This window comes from Mycoplasmopsis equigenitalium, from assembly GCF_024498255.1.
GTDB lineage: Bacteria > Bacillota_I > Bacilli_A > Mycoplasmatales > Metamycoplasmataceae > Mycoplasma_H > Mycoplasma_H equigenitalium.
Genome location: NZ_CP101808.1, coordinates 289,497 through 304,445, shown reverse-complemented (window position 1 = coordinate 304,445; position 14,949 = coordinate 289,497). Strand labels below are relative to the sequence as shown.

General features: G+C 31.4%; 17 protein-coding genes and 2 tRNA genes. 7 read left to right on the top strand and 12 right to left on the bottom strand.

The window, feature by feature from the left end; genetic code table 4:
• Positions 1-6 precede the first annotated feature (6 nt).
• Positions 7-1,377 (top strand): M17 family metallopeptidase, encoded by a 1,371-nt coding sequence (locus tag NPA09_RS01415; RefSeq protein ID WP_129721969.1) that lies wholly within the window; start codon positions 7-9, stop codon positions 1,375-1,377.
• Positions 1,378-1,421: 44 nt separating this feature from the next.
• On the opposite strand, the gene NPA09_RS01410 is transcribed toward NPA09_RS01415, so the two are convergent.
• The 3 genes from NPA09_RS01410 to NPA09_RS01400 form a co-directional block, all read right to left on the bottom strand.
• Positions 1,422-2,477, bottom strand: a complete 1,056-nt coding sequence (locus NPA09_RS01410) for a DnaJ C-terminal domain-containing protein (protein ID WP_129721972.1) — start codon at positions 2,475-2,477, stop codon at positions 1,422-1,424.
• Between the two features lie 111 nt (positions 2,478-2,588).
• A tRNA-Arg gene (locus NPA09_RS01405) sits at positions 2,589-2,665 on the bottom strand.
• A gap of 60 nt (positions 2,666-2,725) precedes the next feature.
• Positions 2,726-3,160 carry an L-threonylcarbamoyladenylate synthase gene (locus tag NPA09_RS01400; RefSeq protein WP_256541850.1) on the bottom strand — a complete coding sequence of 145 codons (435 nt, stop codon included), beginning with the start codon at positions 3,158-3,160 and terminating at the stop codon, positions 2,726-2,728.
• A 60-nt stretch (positions 3,161-3,220) separates the two neighbouring features.
• Between NPA09_RS01400 and NPA09_RS01395 the strand changes: the two genes are divergently transcribed.
• The gene (locus tag NPA09_RS01395) at positions 3,221-4,045 is read left to right on the top strand and encodes a DNA-formamidopyrimidine glycosylase family protein (RefSeq protein ID WP_129721978.1); all 825 of its coding nucleotides are present in this window, start codon (positions 3,221-3,223) and stop codon (positions 4,043-4,045) included.
• A complete protein-coding gene (locus NPA09_RS01390; protein ID WP_129721981.1) occupies positions 4,027-4,296 on the top strand; it encodes a Smr/MutS family protein in 270 nt (89 codons plus the stop codon). The genes NPA09_RS01395 and NPA09_RS01390 overlap by 19 nt, the downstream gene beginning before the upstream one ends.
• Positions 4,297-4,316: 20 nt before the next feature.
• Here NPA09_RS01390 and scpB read toward each other — a convergent pair whose 3' ends face one another.
• The 3 genes from scpB to NPA09_RS01375 are packed head-to-tail and all read right to left on the bottom strand — an operon-like array spanning position 4,317 to position 6,424.
• Positions 4,317-4,889, bottom strand: a complete 573-nt coding sequence (gene scpB / locus NPA09_RS01385) for an SMC-Scp complex subunit ScpB (protein WP_129721984.1) — start codon at positions 4,887-4,889, stop codon at positions 4,317-4,319.
• Positions 4,879-5,685: a segregation/condensation protein A gene (locus NPA09_RS01380; RefSeq protein ID WP_129721987.1), complete on the bottom strand. Its 807-nt coding sequence runs from the start codon at positions 5,683-5,685 to the stop codon at positions 4,879-4,881. The genes scpB and NPA09_RS01380 overlap by 11 nt, the downstream gene beginning before the upstream one ends.
• Positions 5,672-6,424: a lysophospholipid acyltransferase family protein gene (locus NPA09_RS01375; protein WP_129721990.1), complete on the bottom strand. Its 753-nt coding sequence runs from the start codon at positions 6,422-6,424 to the stop codon at positions 5,672-5,674. The genes NPA09_RS01380 and NPA09_RS01375 overlap by 14 nt, the downstream gene beginning before the upstream one ends.
• Positions 6,425-6,518: 94 nt before the next feature.
• On the opposite strand from NPA09_RS01375, the gene recU reads away from it, so the two are divergent.
• On the top strand, positions 6,519-7,007 hold the full coding sequence (gene recU, locus NPA09_RS01370) for a Holliday junction resolvase RecU (protein ID WP_129721993.1): 489 nt from the start codon (positions 6,519-6,521) through the stop codon (positions 7,005-7,007).
• On the opposite strand, the gene der is transcribed toward recU, so the two are convergent.
• From der to NPA09_RS01350, 4 genes are read right to left on the bottom strand one after another with little or no spacing between them, the layout of a single operon-like run.
• Positions 6,991-8,292 carry a ribosome biogenesis GTPase Der gene (gene der / locus NPA09_RS01365; protein WP_129721996.1) on the bottom strand — a complete coding sequence of 434 codons (1,302 nt, stop codon included), beginning with the start codon at positions 8,290-8,292 and terminating at the stop codon, positions 6,991-6,993. The genes recU and der overlap by 17 nt on opposite strands.
• Complete coding sequence (gene cmk / locus NPA09_RS01360; RefSeq protein ID WP_129721999.1) at positions 8,279-8,950, bottom strand: (d)CMP kinase; 672 nt, start codon at positions 8,948-8,950, stop codon at positions 8,279-8,281. Before cmk ends, der begins: the two co-directional genes overlap by 14 nt.
• Before the next feature lie 7 nt (positions 8,951-8,957).
• Positions 8,958-9,347 (bottom strand): hypothetical protein, encoded by a 390-nt coding sequence (locus NPA09_RS01355; RefSeq protein WP_129722002.1) that lies wholly within the window; start codon positions 9,345-9,347, stop codon positions 8,958-8,960.
• Between the two features lie 53 nt (positions 9,348-9,400).
• Positions 9,401-10,504: a DnaJ C-terminal domain-containing protein gene (locus NPA09_RS01350; protein WP_129722005.1), complete on the bottom strand. Its 1,104-nt coding sequence runs from the start codon at positions 10,502-10,504 to the stop codon at positions 9,401-9,403.
• 87 nt (positions 10,505-10,591) lie between these two features.
• Between NPA09_RS01350 and NPA09_RS01345 the strand changes: the two genes are divergently transcribed.
• Positions 10,592-10,667 (top strand) — tRNA-Thr (locus NPA09_RS01345).
• Positions 10,668-10,755: 88 nt separating this feature from the next.
• On the opposite strand, the gene NPA09_RS01340 is transcribed toward NPA09_RS01345, so the two are convergent.
• Positions 10,756-11,307, bottom strand: a complete 552-nt coding sequence (locus NPA09_RS01340) for an inorganic diphosphatase (protein WP_129722008.1) — start codon at positions 11,305-11,307, stop codon at positions 10,756-10,758.
• On the bottom strand, positions 11,307-12,599 hold the full coding sequence (locus NPA09_RS01335) for a glucose-6-phosphate isomerase (protein ID WP_129722011.1): 1,293 nt from the start codon (positions 12,597-12,599) through the stop codon (positions 11,307-11,309). Before NPA09_RS01335 ends, NPA09_RS01340 begins: the two co-directional genes overlap by 1 nt.
• Positions 12,600-12,702: 103 nt before the next feature.
• Between NPA09_RS01335 and dnaX the strand changes: the two genes are divergently transcribed.
• Both dnaX and NPA09_RS01325 read left to right on the top strand, forming a co-directional pair.
• On the top strand, positions 12,703-14,667 hold the full coding sequence (dnaX, locus tag NPA09_RS01330; protein ID WP_129722014.1) for a DNA polymerase III subunit gamma/tau: 1,965 nt from the start codon (positions 12,703-12,705) through the stop codon (positions 14,665-14,667).
• A complete protein-coding gene (locus tag NPA09_RS01325; RefSeq protein ID WP_129722017.1) occupies positions 14,657-14,947 on the top strand; it encodes a YbaB/EbfC family nucleoid-associated protein in 291 nt (96 codons plus the stop codon). The genes dnaX and NPA09_RS01325 overlap by 11 nt, the downstream gene beginning before the upstream one ends.
• Positions 14,948-14,949 lie beyond the last annotated feature (2 nt).

Below are 14,949 nucleotides of genomic sequence, written 5' to 3'. Positions count from 1 at the left end.
GAAATTATGTACATTAAAAAATCAGTTGAAAACAATAACTTAGTTTTACGAACTATAACTAAAGATGCTAAACAAAATAAGATCGTAAAAGAAAATAACTATTTAAATGATTTTCTTAGTGAAAATGTATCTTACGTATACATTGAAAATGCAAAAAAATATAGTGCTAAAGATTTTAAGGAGTTAGTAACAAAATTAGTTGCCAATAAACGCTCATGTGTAATTGATGCTAAAAGCTTTATCTTTGAAAACCTTAAAATTCATGAAATTATCAAGACTTTTCTTGATACTTACATCTTTGAAAAACACATTTTATGAAACGAAAAAACAACAGTAAAAAACAAGGAATTTACAGTTGAATTACTGCTATCTGAAGAAGATACCAATAAATTTAGTGATTTAATTAACAAAACACTAATCGTTGCTGAACAAGTAAATATGGCGCGTGATTTACAAATCATGCCACCAAATATTTGTAATTCAGAATTTCTTGCTAGCTACATTGAAAACAAAGCTAAAGAAATTAAAAACCCTAATCTAAGTGTTAAAGTCTTAGGAAAAGAAGAAATTACAAAACTAGGAATGAATTTACTACTTGCTGTTAACCGGGGCAGTAAATACGAACCACGTGTCGTAATTTTGGAATACACTGGTGATAAAAATAATAGCGACAAAACTGTTTATGTTGGTAAAGGAATCACTTTCGACTCTGGTGGTTATAACCTTAAAACTGGCGGTTATATTCTAGGAATGAAATATGATATGTCTGGTTCAGTGATCGTGGCAAGCGCAATGCTAGGGATTGCCAAACTAAATACCAAGAAAAACATTTCATGTGTAATGGTTATTACTGATAATAGAATTGATGGTGATGCTAACTTGCCAGATGCGGTTTGAAAATCAATGAACGGTAAAACAGTTGAAATCAACAACACTGATGCTGAGGGCCGTCTTGTTTTAGCAGATGGTATAACCTACGCCATTCGTGAACTAAAGGCGACAAAAATTCTTGATATTGCAACCTTAACTGGTGCAATTAAAGTTGCTCTTGGACAAACTTTTACCGGGATGTGAGCAACCGAATCAAAATTTGCAATCGAATTCAAAAAAGCAGCCAAAGATGCTAACGAACTCATTTGACAAATGCCATATCATGAAGACTTTGCTAAGGACATTAAAACATCAAAAGTTGCCGATTTAAAAAACTCTTCAACTACAGGGATGGGCGGTAGTATTTCAGCCTTTATGTTCTTAAACGAATTTAACGAAAAATTACCACACATTCACCTTGATATTGCTGGTACCGCAAAATCTGCTGAAGAACCTGTTGGTGTAATGGTAAAAACATTAATTGAACTTGGAATTAATCAAGGCTAAGCCTTGATTTTTTTATAAAATAAAAAAATAGAGGCATTTTGCCTCTATTTTGCTTCTTTTACTTCTTTAACAAAGTTTTTGTTTGTTGGATCATAAGCTACTGAAAGTAAACGTTTTAACTCTTGTTTAAGCAACTTATCATATTCAGGAACAACAACCTTTAATCTTACCCGCAAATTACCGACTTCACCATTGATATTAACACCTTGTTTTTTAAAGACAACAACGGTATCAGTTGTATATGTTTCTTTAAGTTGAATTGTGATTGTTCCCGTTGGTGTTGGAACAACAACTTTTTCTTCATTTAAAATTGAGTTAATTGAAACTGGCATTGTTAATAATAAATCATTGCTATCATATCTTTTGAAATATTTGTGTTCTTCAACAGTAACGACAATAATATAATCACCATTACCCTTACGGCCAAACTTACCTAGACCCTTAAGTTTTAATTTACCTTTATTATGAATTCCACTTGGAATCCGAATATTAACTAACGAACTAATTTCAGTATATTGACGGCCATTACATGCTTGACACTTCTTGCTTAAAATATAACCATTTCCATAACATTGGGCGCAGACAATAGATGAGAATTTACCACCCAGTTGTTGAACTAATTTTCCTTGTCCTTTACACAAATCACATTGTGTTTTATAACTCAAATCATAGCCAGACATTTCACAGTATTTACATCCTTCTTGACGAGTTAATTTCTTTTGAATAACAACTCCACTTAACGATTCAGCAAAACTTACATTCATACTTGCATAAATATCTTCACCAACCCGACCAGGATCAACGTATTGAGGTTTAACTTTAGCGGTGTTTGTGTATTCAAACCCTTGTTCAAATTGTTGTTTTTGTTGGGTTGCAAATTTTGCTTTGTTTTTTAGTGAATTATCATATTCTTCACGACGAGACTCGTCACTTAAAACGCTGTAAGCCTCATTTAACTCACGCATTTTTTCTTCTGAATTGGCGTCGCTTGATTTATCTGGATGATATAGATTAGCAAGTTTTCGATAGGCACTTTTTATTTCAGCAGTCGTTGCTGTCTTATCAACCTGTAAAATGTAATAATAATCTAATTGGCTCATAACATTTATTTTAACACAATATACTCTTACTTGATAATTATATTAAGCGATATTTCTAATGAGTTAATCAGTAAATTTAAGTGTTTTTATGCCAAAAAAGGCATAAAAAAATGGCGATCACGACAGGATTCGAACCTGTGACCACAAGCTTAGAAGGCTCGTGCTCTGTCCATCTGAGCTACGCGACCGTGCTTATAATAGTATATACTTTTTTACCAAAAAATCACACTGTTTTTATGTTTTCTTGCTTAATTACGCAAATATGTCTTTGTTTCCAAGACGAAAATTGAACTTGGTTTACCATTTGGGGTGCAATAATTAAGATATTTTTTTACTTGAGGGAATTTTTTTTTTGCTGCTTCAAAACTTAACGGCAACTCTTTGGTTTTGTTAGCGCTCGTAACATGCATGGCCCCATTTGCTAGAAAAAACTCACAGAGTTTAGGACAATCTGGCATACGAAAACCGACCCCGTTAACAATAATCGATCGTGCGCCAGGTCAGTGTTTTTTTGCTCAATTTGTTGCTTTTTTATTTCAAACAGCAAAGGTTTCTGCTTGGGCAATTGAACCAACAAGAATGATAATTTTTTGGTCTTGAGCGCGCCCTTTTAAACGATTAAGTGTTTGTTCTAAGTCATCTTTTACAAACGCACCTATACCACAAACGGTATCGGTAGTCATAAGCCAAATTTTATCGATGTTTTCATTAAAATGCATATTTAATCTATTATAATATATAGTATGCCAGAATTACCAGAAATCCTAACCATCAAACAAGCGATGAAAAACGTCTTAGTTGGTAAGACATTTAGTTCAGCCGAAATTAGAAAAGCGACCTTAATTAAAAATATTGAAATGACTGATTTTGAGAAAACAATTAAGGGTGAAACTATCCTAAAAATAAGCTCAAAAAATACCTGCTTATTGCTTGAATTAACAAACAATAAGATTTTAATTTCCACCCCAAAACAACACGGAAGTTATATGTATTTTGCTGAACCAACCACCCCTTCAAAACACACTTTAGTGATCTTTCGTTTTACTGACACAAGCGAATTACACTTTGCCGATCCAAGTCAACTAGGGTGTTTCCACATTAGTTCGTGCAAAACATACGACTGCAAAGCGCCAGTTTTATGTAAGGGTGCTACCGCAAAAATTGTTAACCACGAAATTCTTTACTCAAACTTATACAAAAAGAATAAATCAATTAAATGAGCACTTAAAAGTAATGATTACATCATGGGAATTGGCGATGTTTATGCTGATGAAATTCTTTATAAATCAAAAGTTCATCCCTTTACTAGCTGTAAACGCGTAGGTAAAGAAGAAATTCGCCAAATAGTTATTAACGCACAACAAATTTTAGAAGAAGCAACCCAAAAATTTGGTAGCGATACTAAATCAGTTATTGATAAAGATTTTAAAATCGGACTTTACAAAAAAGAATTAAAAGTTTACAATCGTGAAGGCGAAAAATGTCAAATTTGCAATGATAAAATTAAACTCATTACTCGCCACAATGAAAGTTCGTTTGTGTGTTTAACATGTCAAAAAGAAAAATAAAAAAATCTAGTTATTACGAACCCAACATTACCGCCGAATACAACTTTGGTTTACCAGAATATGATTTACACGGAATGTATATTGATGAAATGATTAGTTTTGTCGCAACAAAACTAATTGGCCTTAATGGTGCCATCTTTATTACAGGTCACGGAACAGGTGCTTTAAGCACCGCGTTAGAAAATTTTCTTGATCAAGAAAACTACAATTATAGATTAATTCACAAAGGTAAATACGAAGTTTGAAAATAAAAAACGCGTCTTGCGTTTTTTTATTGGTCATGACGTTGCGAACTAAATAAATCAATGCCTTCATTTGCTTCAGGATTATCATCAAATTCAAATTCTGCTAATTTAGGTAATTCCGACAATGTTTTAAGTTTAAAATAATCGTAAAACTTATTAGTTACACCAAATAATGCCGGCGTTCCAGGTGTTGGTGATTTACCAACTTCTTCAATTAGTTTTTTATCAATTAACGATTGTACCAAACTGTTTGAGTCAACCCCACGAATTTTACTAATTCCGCCCCGAGTAATTGGTTGTTTGTAAGCAACAATCCCTACAACTTCCATCATTCCGGCAGTAAGTTTTCCTCGTCTTTTAATCGAAACAAGTTTTTCAACTGCTTCCCGAACAGTTTCACGAGTCGCAAGTTTATAAACGTCGTTAAAATTAACAACCTTAAGTCCACGGTCTTGTTGATTAAAGAATGAAATAAAGTCTTTAATAACTTTTTTAGCTTCTTCAATTGTCATTAAATCAAAAACTTCTTTAATTTGTTCAAGACTTAAACCTTGATCACCTTGAATATATAAAAGTGCTTCAATGATTTTATTCCGCATACGCTTCTCCTTTAGCAATGGTTATTGGTCCATATTCTTCTTCTTGAAAAAGAACAATTTCTTGGATTTTAACAAGTTCTAGTAGCGCCATTAAAGTAATAACGAAGTGCTCGAGACTTGGTAAGTAGAAAATATCTTCAAAGGTAACATTTTCTTTTTCGCGAAAAAGTTTTCTGATGTGTTCAATTTGATCACTAGCAGTAATTTTAAGTGTTTTTACTTTTGAACGACGTAACGCTACAGCGTGCACACGTTCAAACATTAAACGCAACGCTTTGATTAAGGTCATTGGATTCCCATTACCATCTAGCGCTGTTCGATCAATTGGTTTTTTAAATTCATCAACATTGCTTGGTTTTTTAATAAAAATATCGCGTCTTGAAAGTTCATGCTCTTGTAAGACAGGGGTAAGTTCTTTGAACTGTTTGTACATAGCCACTTGGAGAAGAATCTCTTTTTTGTCTTGGGCCAATTCTTCATCTTCTTCTTCGTCTTCTTCAAGTAAGCTCCGCGCCTTAATTTGTAAAAGAGTAGCGGCCATAACTAGATATTCACTAGCCAAGTTAATGTCACGATCCTGAACGCTTTTAATAATTCTTAAATAATTTTCTGCCAACTCAACAAGATCGACTTCCATAATATCGATATTTTTATCTTTAACTAGATTAAGTAATAAATCAAGCGGACCATTAAAATTCTTAATTTCAATGTTGTATGGGTTATCAGTATAGACGCTATTAGGACTAATTTTTTTGTCGTCATCGATTTCGATTTTGATTGACTTAGTTTCGATCATAATTTTCAACTCCGTTTTGTACAATTTGTTGAACGCTTTGCGCTAGTTTTTTGCGGTCTTGTGAAACAAAGGTCATTGGTTTAATTACTGAATGAAAAATAATTGTAATTTTTTGCTTACCACGACGACTTAATTTATCAGCGCCAAATCCATTAATAATTGACACTGGCACAATTGGTAAAAAATAGGCTTTTGCAATATCGAAGGCACCAGATTTAAATTCATTCATTTTGCCATCTTTACTTCTAGTACCTTCAGGGAAAATAACGCCATATGTTTTATTTGCTTTGACAAAGGCCCCAAAATTCTTTGAAATTTCATACGATTCTTTTGCTTTGTTACGATCAATTACAAACGTATCTAGTAAAGACATCGCATTGCGCACTACGTGTTTTTTGGTTAGCTCTTTCTTAGCAATAAAAGTAGTTAAACGATTCGCTTCATCCTGTTCAAACGATTGTTTTCTTAGGGCGTAAATAATTGCTAAAACATCTATATTTGATGTATGGTTTGGAATTAATAAGCAAGGTGATTTATGTAAATTTTCCAACCCTTTTGTTTCAACTTCAACATTAAGTGTTTTTAGCATTTTCGTTACGTACTTAACAATAAAATCTTGACGACTTTGAAGTGGGTGGAGGTCAGGTGCTTTACGATATTTTCTTGCCCGTTTATTAATCCGTGTCATTCTTCAAATTCAAAGTGGGAAAGTCAAAATTAATTTTGCTCTTGGTGTCATATTCCTCCTAATATACTAATAATTTTATTTGATATTTCCTATTTTTTTTCGTTTTAGTAAATAAAAGTATATTTTTAAGACATTATATAGTGGAATGAAAAATAATGGCAAATTTTTAGAAAGTATAATTGACAACAGTTTAACGTACTACAAAATCAATAATCTCGCAATTGTACATCGTGTATTTTTAGATATTTCCTTTGGCAATGTGCAAGAAAATCACAAACTAAATAAAGCGAAAATTCGCGCTAAAAGTACTGTAGATTACTACGGAATATATCAAGGGAAATTTTTCGCATTCGACGCTAAATCAACAACCAAAAGTTATTTTGAAATGAAAAATATTAAAAAACACCAACATGAATATTTGCTGGATATTATTAATCATAAGGGGCTAGGTTTTTATATCATTGGTTTTTTAAATTTCAATGAATTTTACTGAATTTCTGCTGAAAAATTGAATTTTATGTCTTCTCGTTTTAGTTATAAATATATTCAAAAAAACGGTTATAAATTACAAATAATCTTGCCCGGTTTTCTTGATTTTATACCAGTTATTGCTAAAATTATTTCTTGTCAATAAAATTGAGTTTGATTGGACAACCTTCAAGATTAATTGAATTTCTCAATTCATTTTCAATTGAACGTTCATAGGTAAAGTGTAGGTATTTTTTGTTATTGACATAGAAATTAAAAGTTGGAATATTAGCTTTGATCTGTTTGACCAAACTAATACTTAAAACACCGCCTTGAAATGCTTTCGGTTGACGAAAAACTTGCATTTCAACCATTAAACTAGTAAGGATTCGTGGCGCGATTTCCTGGGTCAAATTAGTACGAACTTGGTGTAATTTTTCAATTAGTTTATTAACATTTTTATTTTCCTTTGCAGAAATAAAAACGATTGGCACCCAAGGTACAAAGTGAATTTTATTTCGTACTTTTTTCTCAAAATCACGTAATGTGTTCGTGTCTTTTTCAATTAAATCTCACTTGTTAATGACAATAATAATTGGTTTCTGATTTTCAAGTGCATAACCAATAATTCGCGAGTCAAAATTACTCAACTCCTGAGTAGCATCAAGAACAATAATTGACAAATTAGAGTCTTCGAGCGAATCTTGTGCCCTTAATCAAGCGTAATGATCAACACTCTCAACTAACTTTGATTTTTTTATTAAACCAGCAGTATCGATTATTTGATACTTTTGTTTATTGATAACAATCGTTTCTTCAACACTATCTCTTGTTGTTCCGGCAACATCAGAAACAATTGAACGTTCCTTTTGTGAAAGTAAATTAAAAAGTGTTGATTTACCAGTGTTAGGTTTTCCTAAAATTGCTAGTTTGAATTCATTATCTTCTTCATCTTTTTTATTACTCAAAAACGAACATGCCAAATCTAACATATCGCCAATTCCTTGGCCATGTAATGCTGATATTTTAAAAACATCTTCAATACCAAGTCCGTATCATGAATAATCAAGATTGTTTTCGTCTTCCATTTTGTTAAGGGCTAAAATTATTTTTTTACCAGACTTACGCAATAAATTAATAATAAAAATATCATCACTCGAAATTTCGCTTCGCGCATCACAAACAAAAATAATAACTGCGGCATCATTAATTGCAATTTGTGCTTGGGCTAAAATTTCTTTTTGAAAAACGGCGTTTTGAATATGAATTCCACCAGTATCAATAATATAAAAATGATGATTAGTTCAAGATGCTTTGTGATATAAACGATCCCTTGTTACACCTGGCTCATCATGAACAATTGATTTTCTTTTGCCGATAATACGGTTAAAAAGCGTACTTTTACCAACATTTGGTTTCCCAATTAAAGCAATCGTATTATTTGTTTTCACTTTCCTTGCTCCTTACTAATTCGGTAATAACTTCAATTACTTGTGCTTTATTTAAATTAGTACAATCAATTTTAATGGCATCTTTTGTCTGATGTAATGGGTCAACTTCACGATTCATATCTTGCTCATCGCGCGCAATAATATTTTTTAAAACTTCGTCATAATTTGAAACAAAACCCATTTCCTTATCTTGTAATAAACGTCTTTTAGCACGCTCACTAGCATCAGCCCATAAAAATATTTTAAGCTCAGCATTTGGCATTAAGCGGAAAGTGGTATCACGGCCATCCATAATATAGCCTTTTTTATTTTTTACAATGTTTTGAATTAGTCGAACTACGAATTCACGTACTTTAGGATATGAACTAGAAACTGAGGCAATTTGAGAGATATGTTGTTCACGTAATTGATTTTCTACTTCTTTACCATTTAAAAAAACTCGATCTTTTTCTAGTTCGATTTTGATATTTGGAAGATTTTGAATTACTAATTCTTGATTTTTATAATCAATTTTTTTAAGATATAAATAAAGCGCAACTGCTCGATAAACACTACCACTGTTAATAAAGTTATAACCCAAATTTTCACTAATATGTTTACTAATTGTCGACTTCCCTACACCGCTTGGTCCATCAATTGCAATATTAATCTTACCCATCTTGCTCCTATTCTTCATCCTCAGAAGGAATGTAATTTACATTGTATATAACTGTATCATAATTATTTTCAAGCTTATTATCACCAGTGTTTTCAAATTCGATTTCTTCACTTTTTAAAAAATCATAAATATCATTAGAAATTTCGCTTAAATAATCCAAATTCTCACTATTTGTATTTACTCGGATCTCATCAAATAAATGTAAAAAGTGATTAGTTTTTGCTCATTTTAAACCTTCGAATTGTTTAATATTTAGTAAATTTTCTAACTCATGTTCCACTAAAAAATCATCAATATTTTGATTGTTTTTTGCGAGTAAATGTGAGATTTTAACTTGTAATGCAGGGTTATCACGAACAAGTCAGTGATCTTTGATGTTATCCTTGTTATATTTCATAAAATTAATTATAAAGTAAAAAAATATATGCAATTGGATTTTGCATATATTAATTAGTTATTTTTTAAAACGTCTTTTGCGTATTTTTCATTTACATCATCATGCGCTTTTTCAAGCACTGATCTCAATAAACTTTCAGTTTTATCGTCATATTTGGGGTGAATAATTTCTAAAATAGCAATTAAATTACCATCGCCTTTATTAGTAATTACCCCTTTACCACGTAAGGTTACGGCCATTCCGTTTGTATAATTGCGCTTCATTTTAATTTCAACAATACCGTGTGGAGTAGGAACCTTAACATTTTTTTCGGTTAATACATCTTTTAACGAAACCTTCAGTTCAACATAAATATCGTTGTTTTTACGTTTGAAAAATTTATGTTCTCTTACATTAACAATCATAATGTAATCACCATTGCCGGCTGGACTAAATTCGCCAAAACCAATAACCCTTAATTTTGTTCCATCATTTACACCGGCTGGAATTTTAACATTAACTTCTTTTTCAACAATACTATATTTTTTACCGTGACAGATATTACATTTTTCTTCGTAACGATAACCATTTCCATCACATTTTGAACAAATATATGTTTTTGTTTGAACGCCAAAAATTGAATTAACCTGTTTTAAAATCTCGCCGCTACCATTACATTCATAACAATCTTTACGTTCAGATTTTAAATTATAACCAGTTGCATTACATCCACTACAGTGTTCATATTTTTTAAGTTTCTTTTTAATATTAGTTCCCAAGATCGAATCAACAAAACTGATACTTATTTCTTCGCCAAAATTTCGAGCACCTGATTTATTTCAGCTCCCACTATTTGCCTGATTAAAAAAGCTCTCGAAAATATCACCAAAGCCACTAAATCCACCAAAATTACCAAACCCTTCAAAACCATCAAAACCGCCAAAACCTGATTGTGCATTTGGGTCACCAAAACGATCATAATTAGCGCGTTTGTTTTCATCAATTAAGGTATCATAAGCCTCATTAATTTCCTTCATTTTTTCTTCAGCATCAGGGTCTTTTGATTTATCGGGGTGATATAAATTAGCAAGTTTACGGTAAGCGGTTTTGATTTCACGCGCCGACGCATCTTTGCTAACTCCTAAAACCTCATAAAAGTCTCTTTTTTGTTTACTCATATCCTAATTTTAGCACACTATCACTTTAAGTGCTAAAAAATATTTACATCAATTATTATATTTTTTTATATAATAAAACTTATAAACGCCGTCTTAGCTCAGCAGGTAGAGCACATCCATGGTAAGGATGGGGTCGCAAGTTCAAGTCTTGTAGATGGCACCATATCACTTTGTGACACTTGCAATAACTTTTTGCCAAACTGTGCAAAAAGTTATTTTTTATTAAAAAAACAGCCGTTTTTGCTGTTTTTTTAGATTGTATATTTTTCAGGGTGTTCTTTTTGCATTTTTTTAACAAATTCTTTTTTAGGTAATTTACCATATTTATTCATTAATTCAATGCATTCATTAATTTCAGCCAACGCTCACTTTTCATCTTCGAAACCTGGCACTTTAGTAAGATCTTTACCTTTTCAATCTTTATAATGACTAAAGAAATATTTTACATTTTCTAGTCATTTGCTTGGTATGTCCTTAAGTGAGTTAATGCCATCAAGTAAATAATCATCAGCATGAACCCCAATTAATTTTGTGTCAGTTTCACCACTGTCAATCATTCGCATCGCTCCTACAATTCGAACATTAAGAAATGTACCTGGTAAAAAATCACGATCGCTGTAAACTAAAACATCAAGTTCGTCTCCATCTCAGTCAAGTGCTTGTGGTAAAAAACCATAAGTTGCAGGATATTTAAATCCATCCCGTAAGATTCGATCAACTTCAATCGCATTTGTTGCACGGTTGTATTCATATTTAATCTCTGAGTGACGAGGAATTTCAACCATTATTTTATATTTTTGCATTATTTATTCCCTTTCAAAATTTTAAACATATTTGTTTTATAAACTTCCACACCTGGTTGGTCAAATGGATTGACCCCAAGCATATACGCGCTCATTGCTAAGGCTCATTCAAAGAACATAAAAATTCATCCTAGTGATGCCTCATTTGCTTCTTTAATATTAATTACAAGGTTTGGAATTCCCGCATTTTTGTAGTGCGCCATTCTTGTTGCTTCGTATGCTGCTTTATTAATATTATGAATATTGTTCATATTCAAGTAGAAAAGTTTGTCAATATCTTCTGATTCCTTAATTTTAACTTCAAAATTTAAGCGTGGTTTTTCCAATCAAAAAATTGTTTCAAATAAAATCGGACTTCCTTCTTGAACAAATTGACCAAGTGAGTGTAAATCAGTCGAATAAACAAGACTGTATGGTAAAAGCCCTTTGCCTTCTTTACCTTCTGATTCCGCGAAAAGTTGTTTTCATCACTCGCTTAAAAAGCTTCAATTTGGTTCATAAGTAACAAGTGTTTCTAGCTTATATTTTTTACCTAGTAAAAATCTTGTTACTGCATATTTATATGAATCATTAAGTTTAAGATCGGGATTTGAAAAAACTTTTTGTGCTTCTTTTGCTCCTTGCATTAACGCATCAATATCAACACCGGCACAGGCTAATGGGAATAACCCAACAGGTGTTAAGATACTAAATCTACCACCAACATCATCAGGAATAACAAATTTTGTATATCCTTTTTTTGTTGCCAAGTCAAATAAAACACCTTTTGCTTTATCAGTGGTTGCGACAATAAAATCTTTTGCTTCTTCCTCACCAATTTTAGCTTCTAATAATTTACGAAATTCACGAAAAGCAATTGATGGCTCAAGTGTAGTTCCTGATTTCGAAATAACATTAATTGCAAACTTTTTATCCTCAACATATTTAAGTTTATTGATTAAATCATAACTACTAATACTATTTCCGGCAAATAAAAGCTCAATTTTTGGTTTTTGAGTTGCATATTGTCCATAAAGATATTCGTATGCAGCCTTGATTCCTAAATAAGAACCACCGATTCCGATGGAAACAATAACTTCAACACCATTTTTTTGCCACTCTTTGGCTTTTGCTTTTATTTTCTTAAATTCATCATTATCATAGTTATTAACAAGTTCGCATCAGCCTAAAAAAGCATTGCCTTTACCTGTTTTATTTACAATTTGTTTGTGAATTTGATTAACCTGTTCTTGATGTTCTAAAACTTTATCTTCATCAATTGCGGTACTCAAATCTAAATTTAACATTTTCATTTTGCCTCCAATAAGACCTTTTATATTATATTGATTAATAACTAAATATGGTGTTAAATGATAAAATAATTTTAAGTAATCTAGAATTGTAGGAAGGAGCAAAATGGTTAAAAATAAAACTGATAACAATCAAAACACTGAACACATCAATTTATATCGAAAATATCGTCCGCGTAAATTTAAAGAAGTAAAGGGGCAAGATAATATTGTTACCGCTTTAACCAACTCATTAATTAATAAAAAACACGGACATGCTTATTTATTTTCAGGACCCCGTGGTGTGGGAAAAACTTCAGTAGCTAAAATTTTTGCAAGCGCTCTTAATTGCATTCATCGCAATAGTGATGATCCTGAACCTTGTGAAAACTGTATTGAAAACGTTAATAATTCATTAAATATTGTCGAGTTTGATGGCGCTTCTAATAACACGGTTGATGATATGCGTGATTTAATTGAAAAGGCCTCAAACGCCCCTTTTGAAGGCGATTATAAAATTTATATTATTGATGAAATGCACATGCTATCAAATCATGCATTTAACAGTTTATTAAAAATTTTAGAGGAACCACCAAAACACATTGTTTTTATTTTAGCAACAACCGACCCACAAAAAATCCCTTCAACAATTCTTTCACGATTAATTCGTTTCAACTTCAAATTAATGAGTCAAAAAGTAATTGTTTCGCAATTAAAATACATTTTTGATAAAGAAAAAATTACATATGAAAATCAAGTCCTAGAACATATTGCTCGACTTTCAACTGGTGGGATGCGGGATGCGCTTTCAATTGCCGATCATGCGATTAGTTTAGGTAATCGCAACATTAAACTTGATGAATTGGTTCATGCATTCAGTATTGTTTCAAACGATAACTTAATCGCAATTATTAACCACATTAAAGAAAAAAACAAAAAAGAATTGATTGCCCTACTCGAAGATTTGCATCAGGCTGGAATCGAAACTGAAAAACTTATTTATAACCTAATCGATGTGCTAAAAGATTTTGTTGTTTACAAGGCTACTAACCGTACAGGATTATTAAATGTCCTATTAAAAGAACAACTTGAAACTTTTAAAATTGATTTTGATGAAGCTAGAACATATGTCTTCGAGTTATATTCAATTTTAAAAAAACTTTACTACATTGAAAATACATTTGAGTATCTTGAAATGAAGTTGCTTGAAATTTCTCTTGGTTTGCCAGAAAAACAAGAGGTATCAAAATCAGTTGATTCACTAAAAAAATTCATAAATAATACAGAACAAAAAAATGATATTATTCAAGAAAAATCTACAAAAATTACTGAAAAATATAAAAATACAGATATTGAAAAATCAATTAATATTCAGGGATCAATTAATTTTCCTGAACCACCAGAAATGCCTGAAATTCCAAACGTAAAAATACCAAATTTACTTAAAGAAAGCAATTCTAAAAAAACCAAACCCTTAGTTGATGAAGAACAAAAACCAACACAAAGCACAACCGAATCAAAACCTAAAACAAAGTTTGTGTCACGCAATAAAAAAAGCGATATTAACAAATACTCTCTTGAAGATTACACAAGCTTATTCTTGCAAAGAGATAAAAATCTTAAAACATCTGATGAAGCAAAATTTTCTTCAATTGAATATATAGTGTATTCCGACTTTACAGCAACTGACCAAGCACAATTTACTGAAAACGAACTTCATTTAGTACAACAATCACTAGCAAAATGTAAAATAGTCTTTTCATCAGAAAAATTCTTGTTACTAACTTCTGATAGCGAAAGGGCGCTTAGTCACGTAGATGAACAAGTTAAAAAATTATGTATTAATTTACTAATCTATAAAGTATTCAAGGAATACCGTTATATCTACTTAATTGATCGTGAATTCCAACAACAATTACTAGACTATATTAAAGATGTAGCTAATGGAAAAGTTCCTAAACCAAAAAAACATGAAATTTTAAAAGCAGATTTTGTAATAAAATTCTTAGAAAAAGAGAAAAAAGAAATGGATGAAATATTTAGTAATACTATGCTTTTAAAAAAATTTCAAAGGAGAAAAGATGAACATTAATGAAATGATGAAACAAGCAAAGAAAATGCAAGCCGAACTCGAATTAAGAGAAAAAGAATTTATTAAAAAAGAATTTACCATCGAAAAACAAGGGCTTAGCCTTGTTATGACTGGTAATAAAAAGATTAAATCATTGAAAATTGACCCAATTTTAATTGATGAAGATGATATCGAGTTGCTAGAAGATATGATCGCACTTTCAATTAATGAAGCAGTTGATAATATTGATACAGAATACGAAGCATCGGCACCAAAAATGCCAAAAAATATGCCATTTTAGTT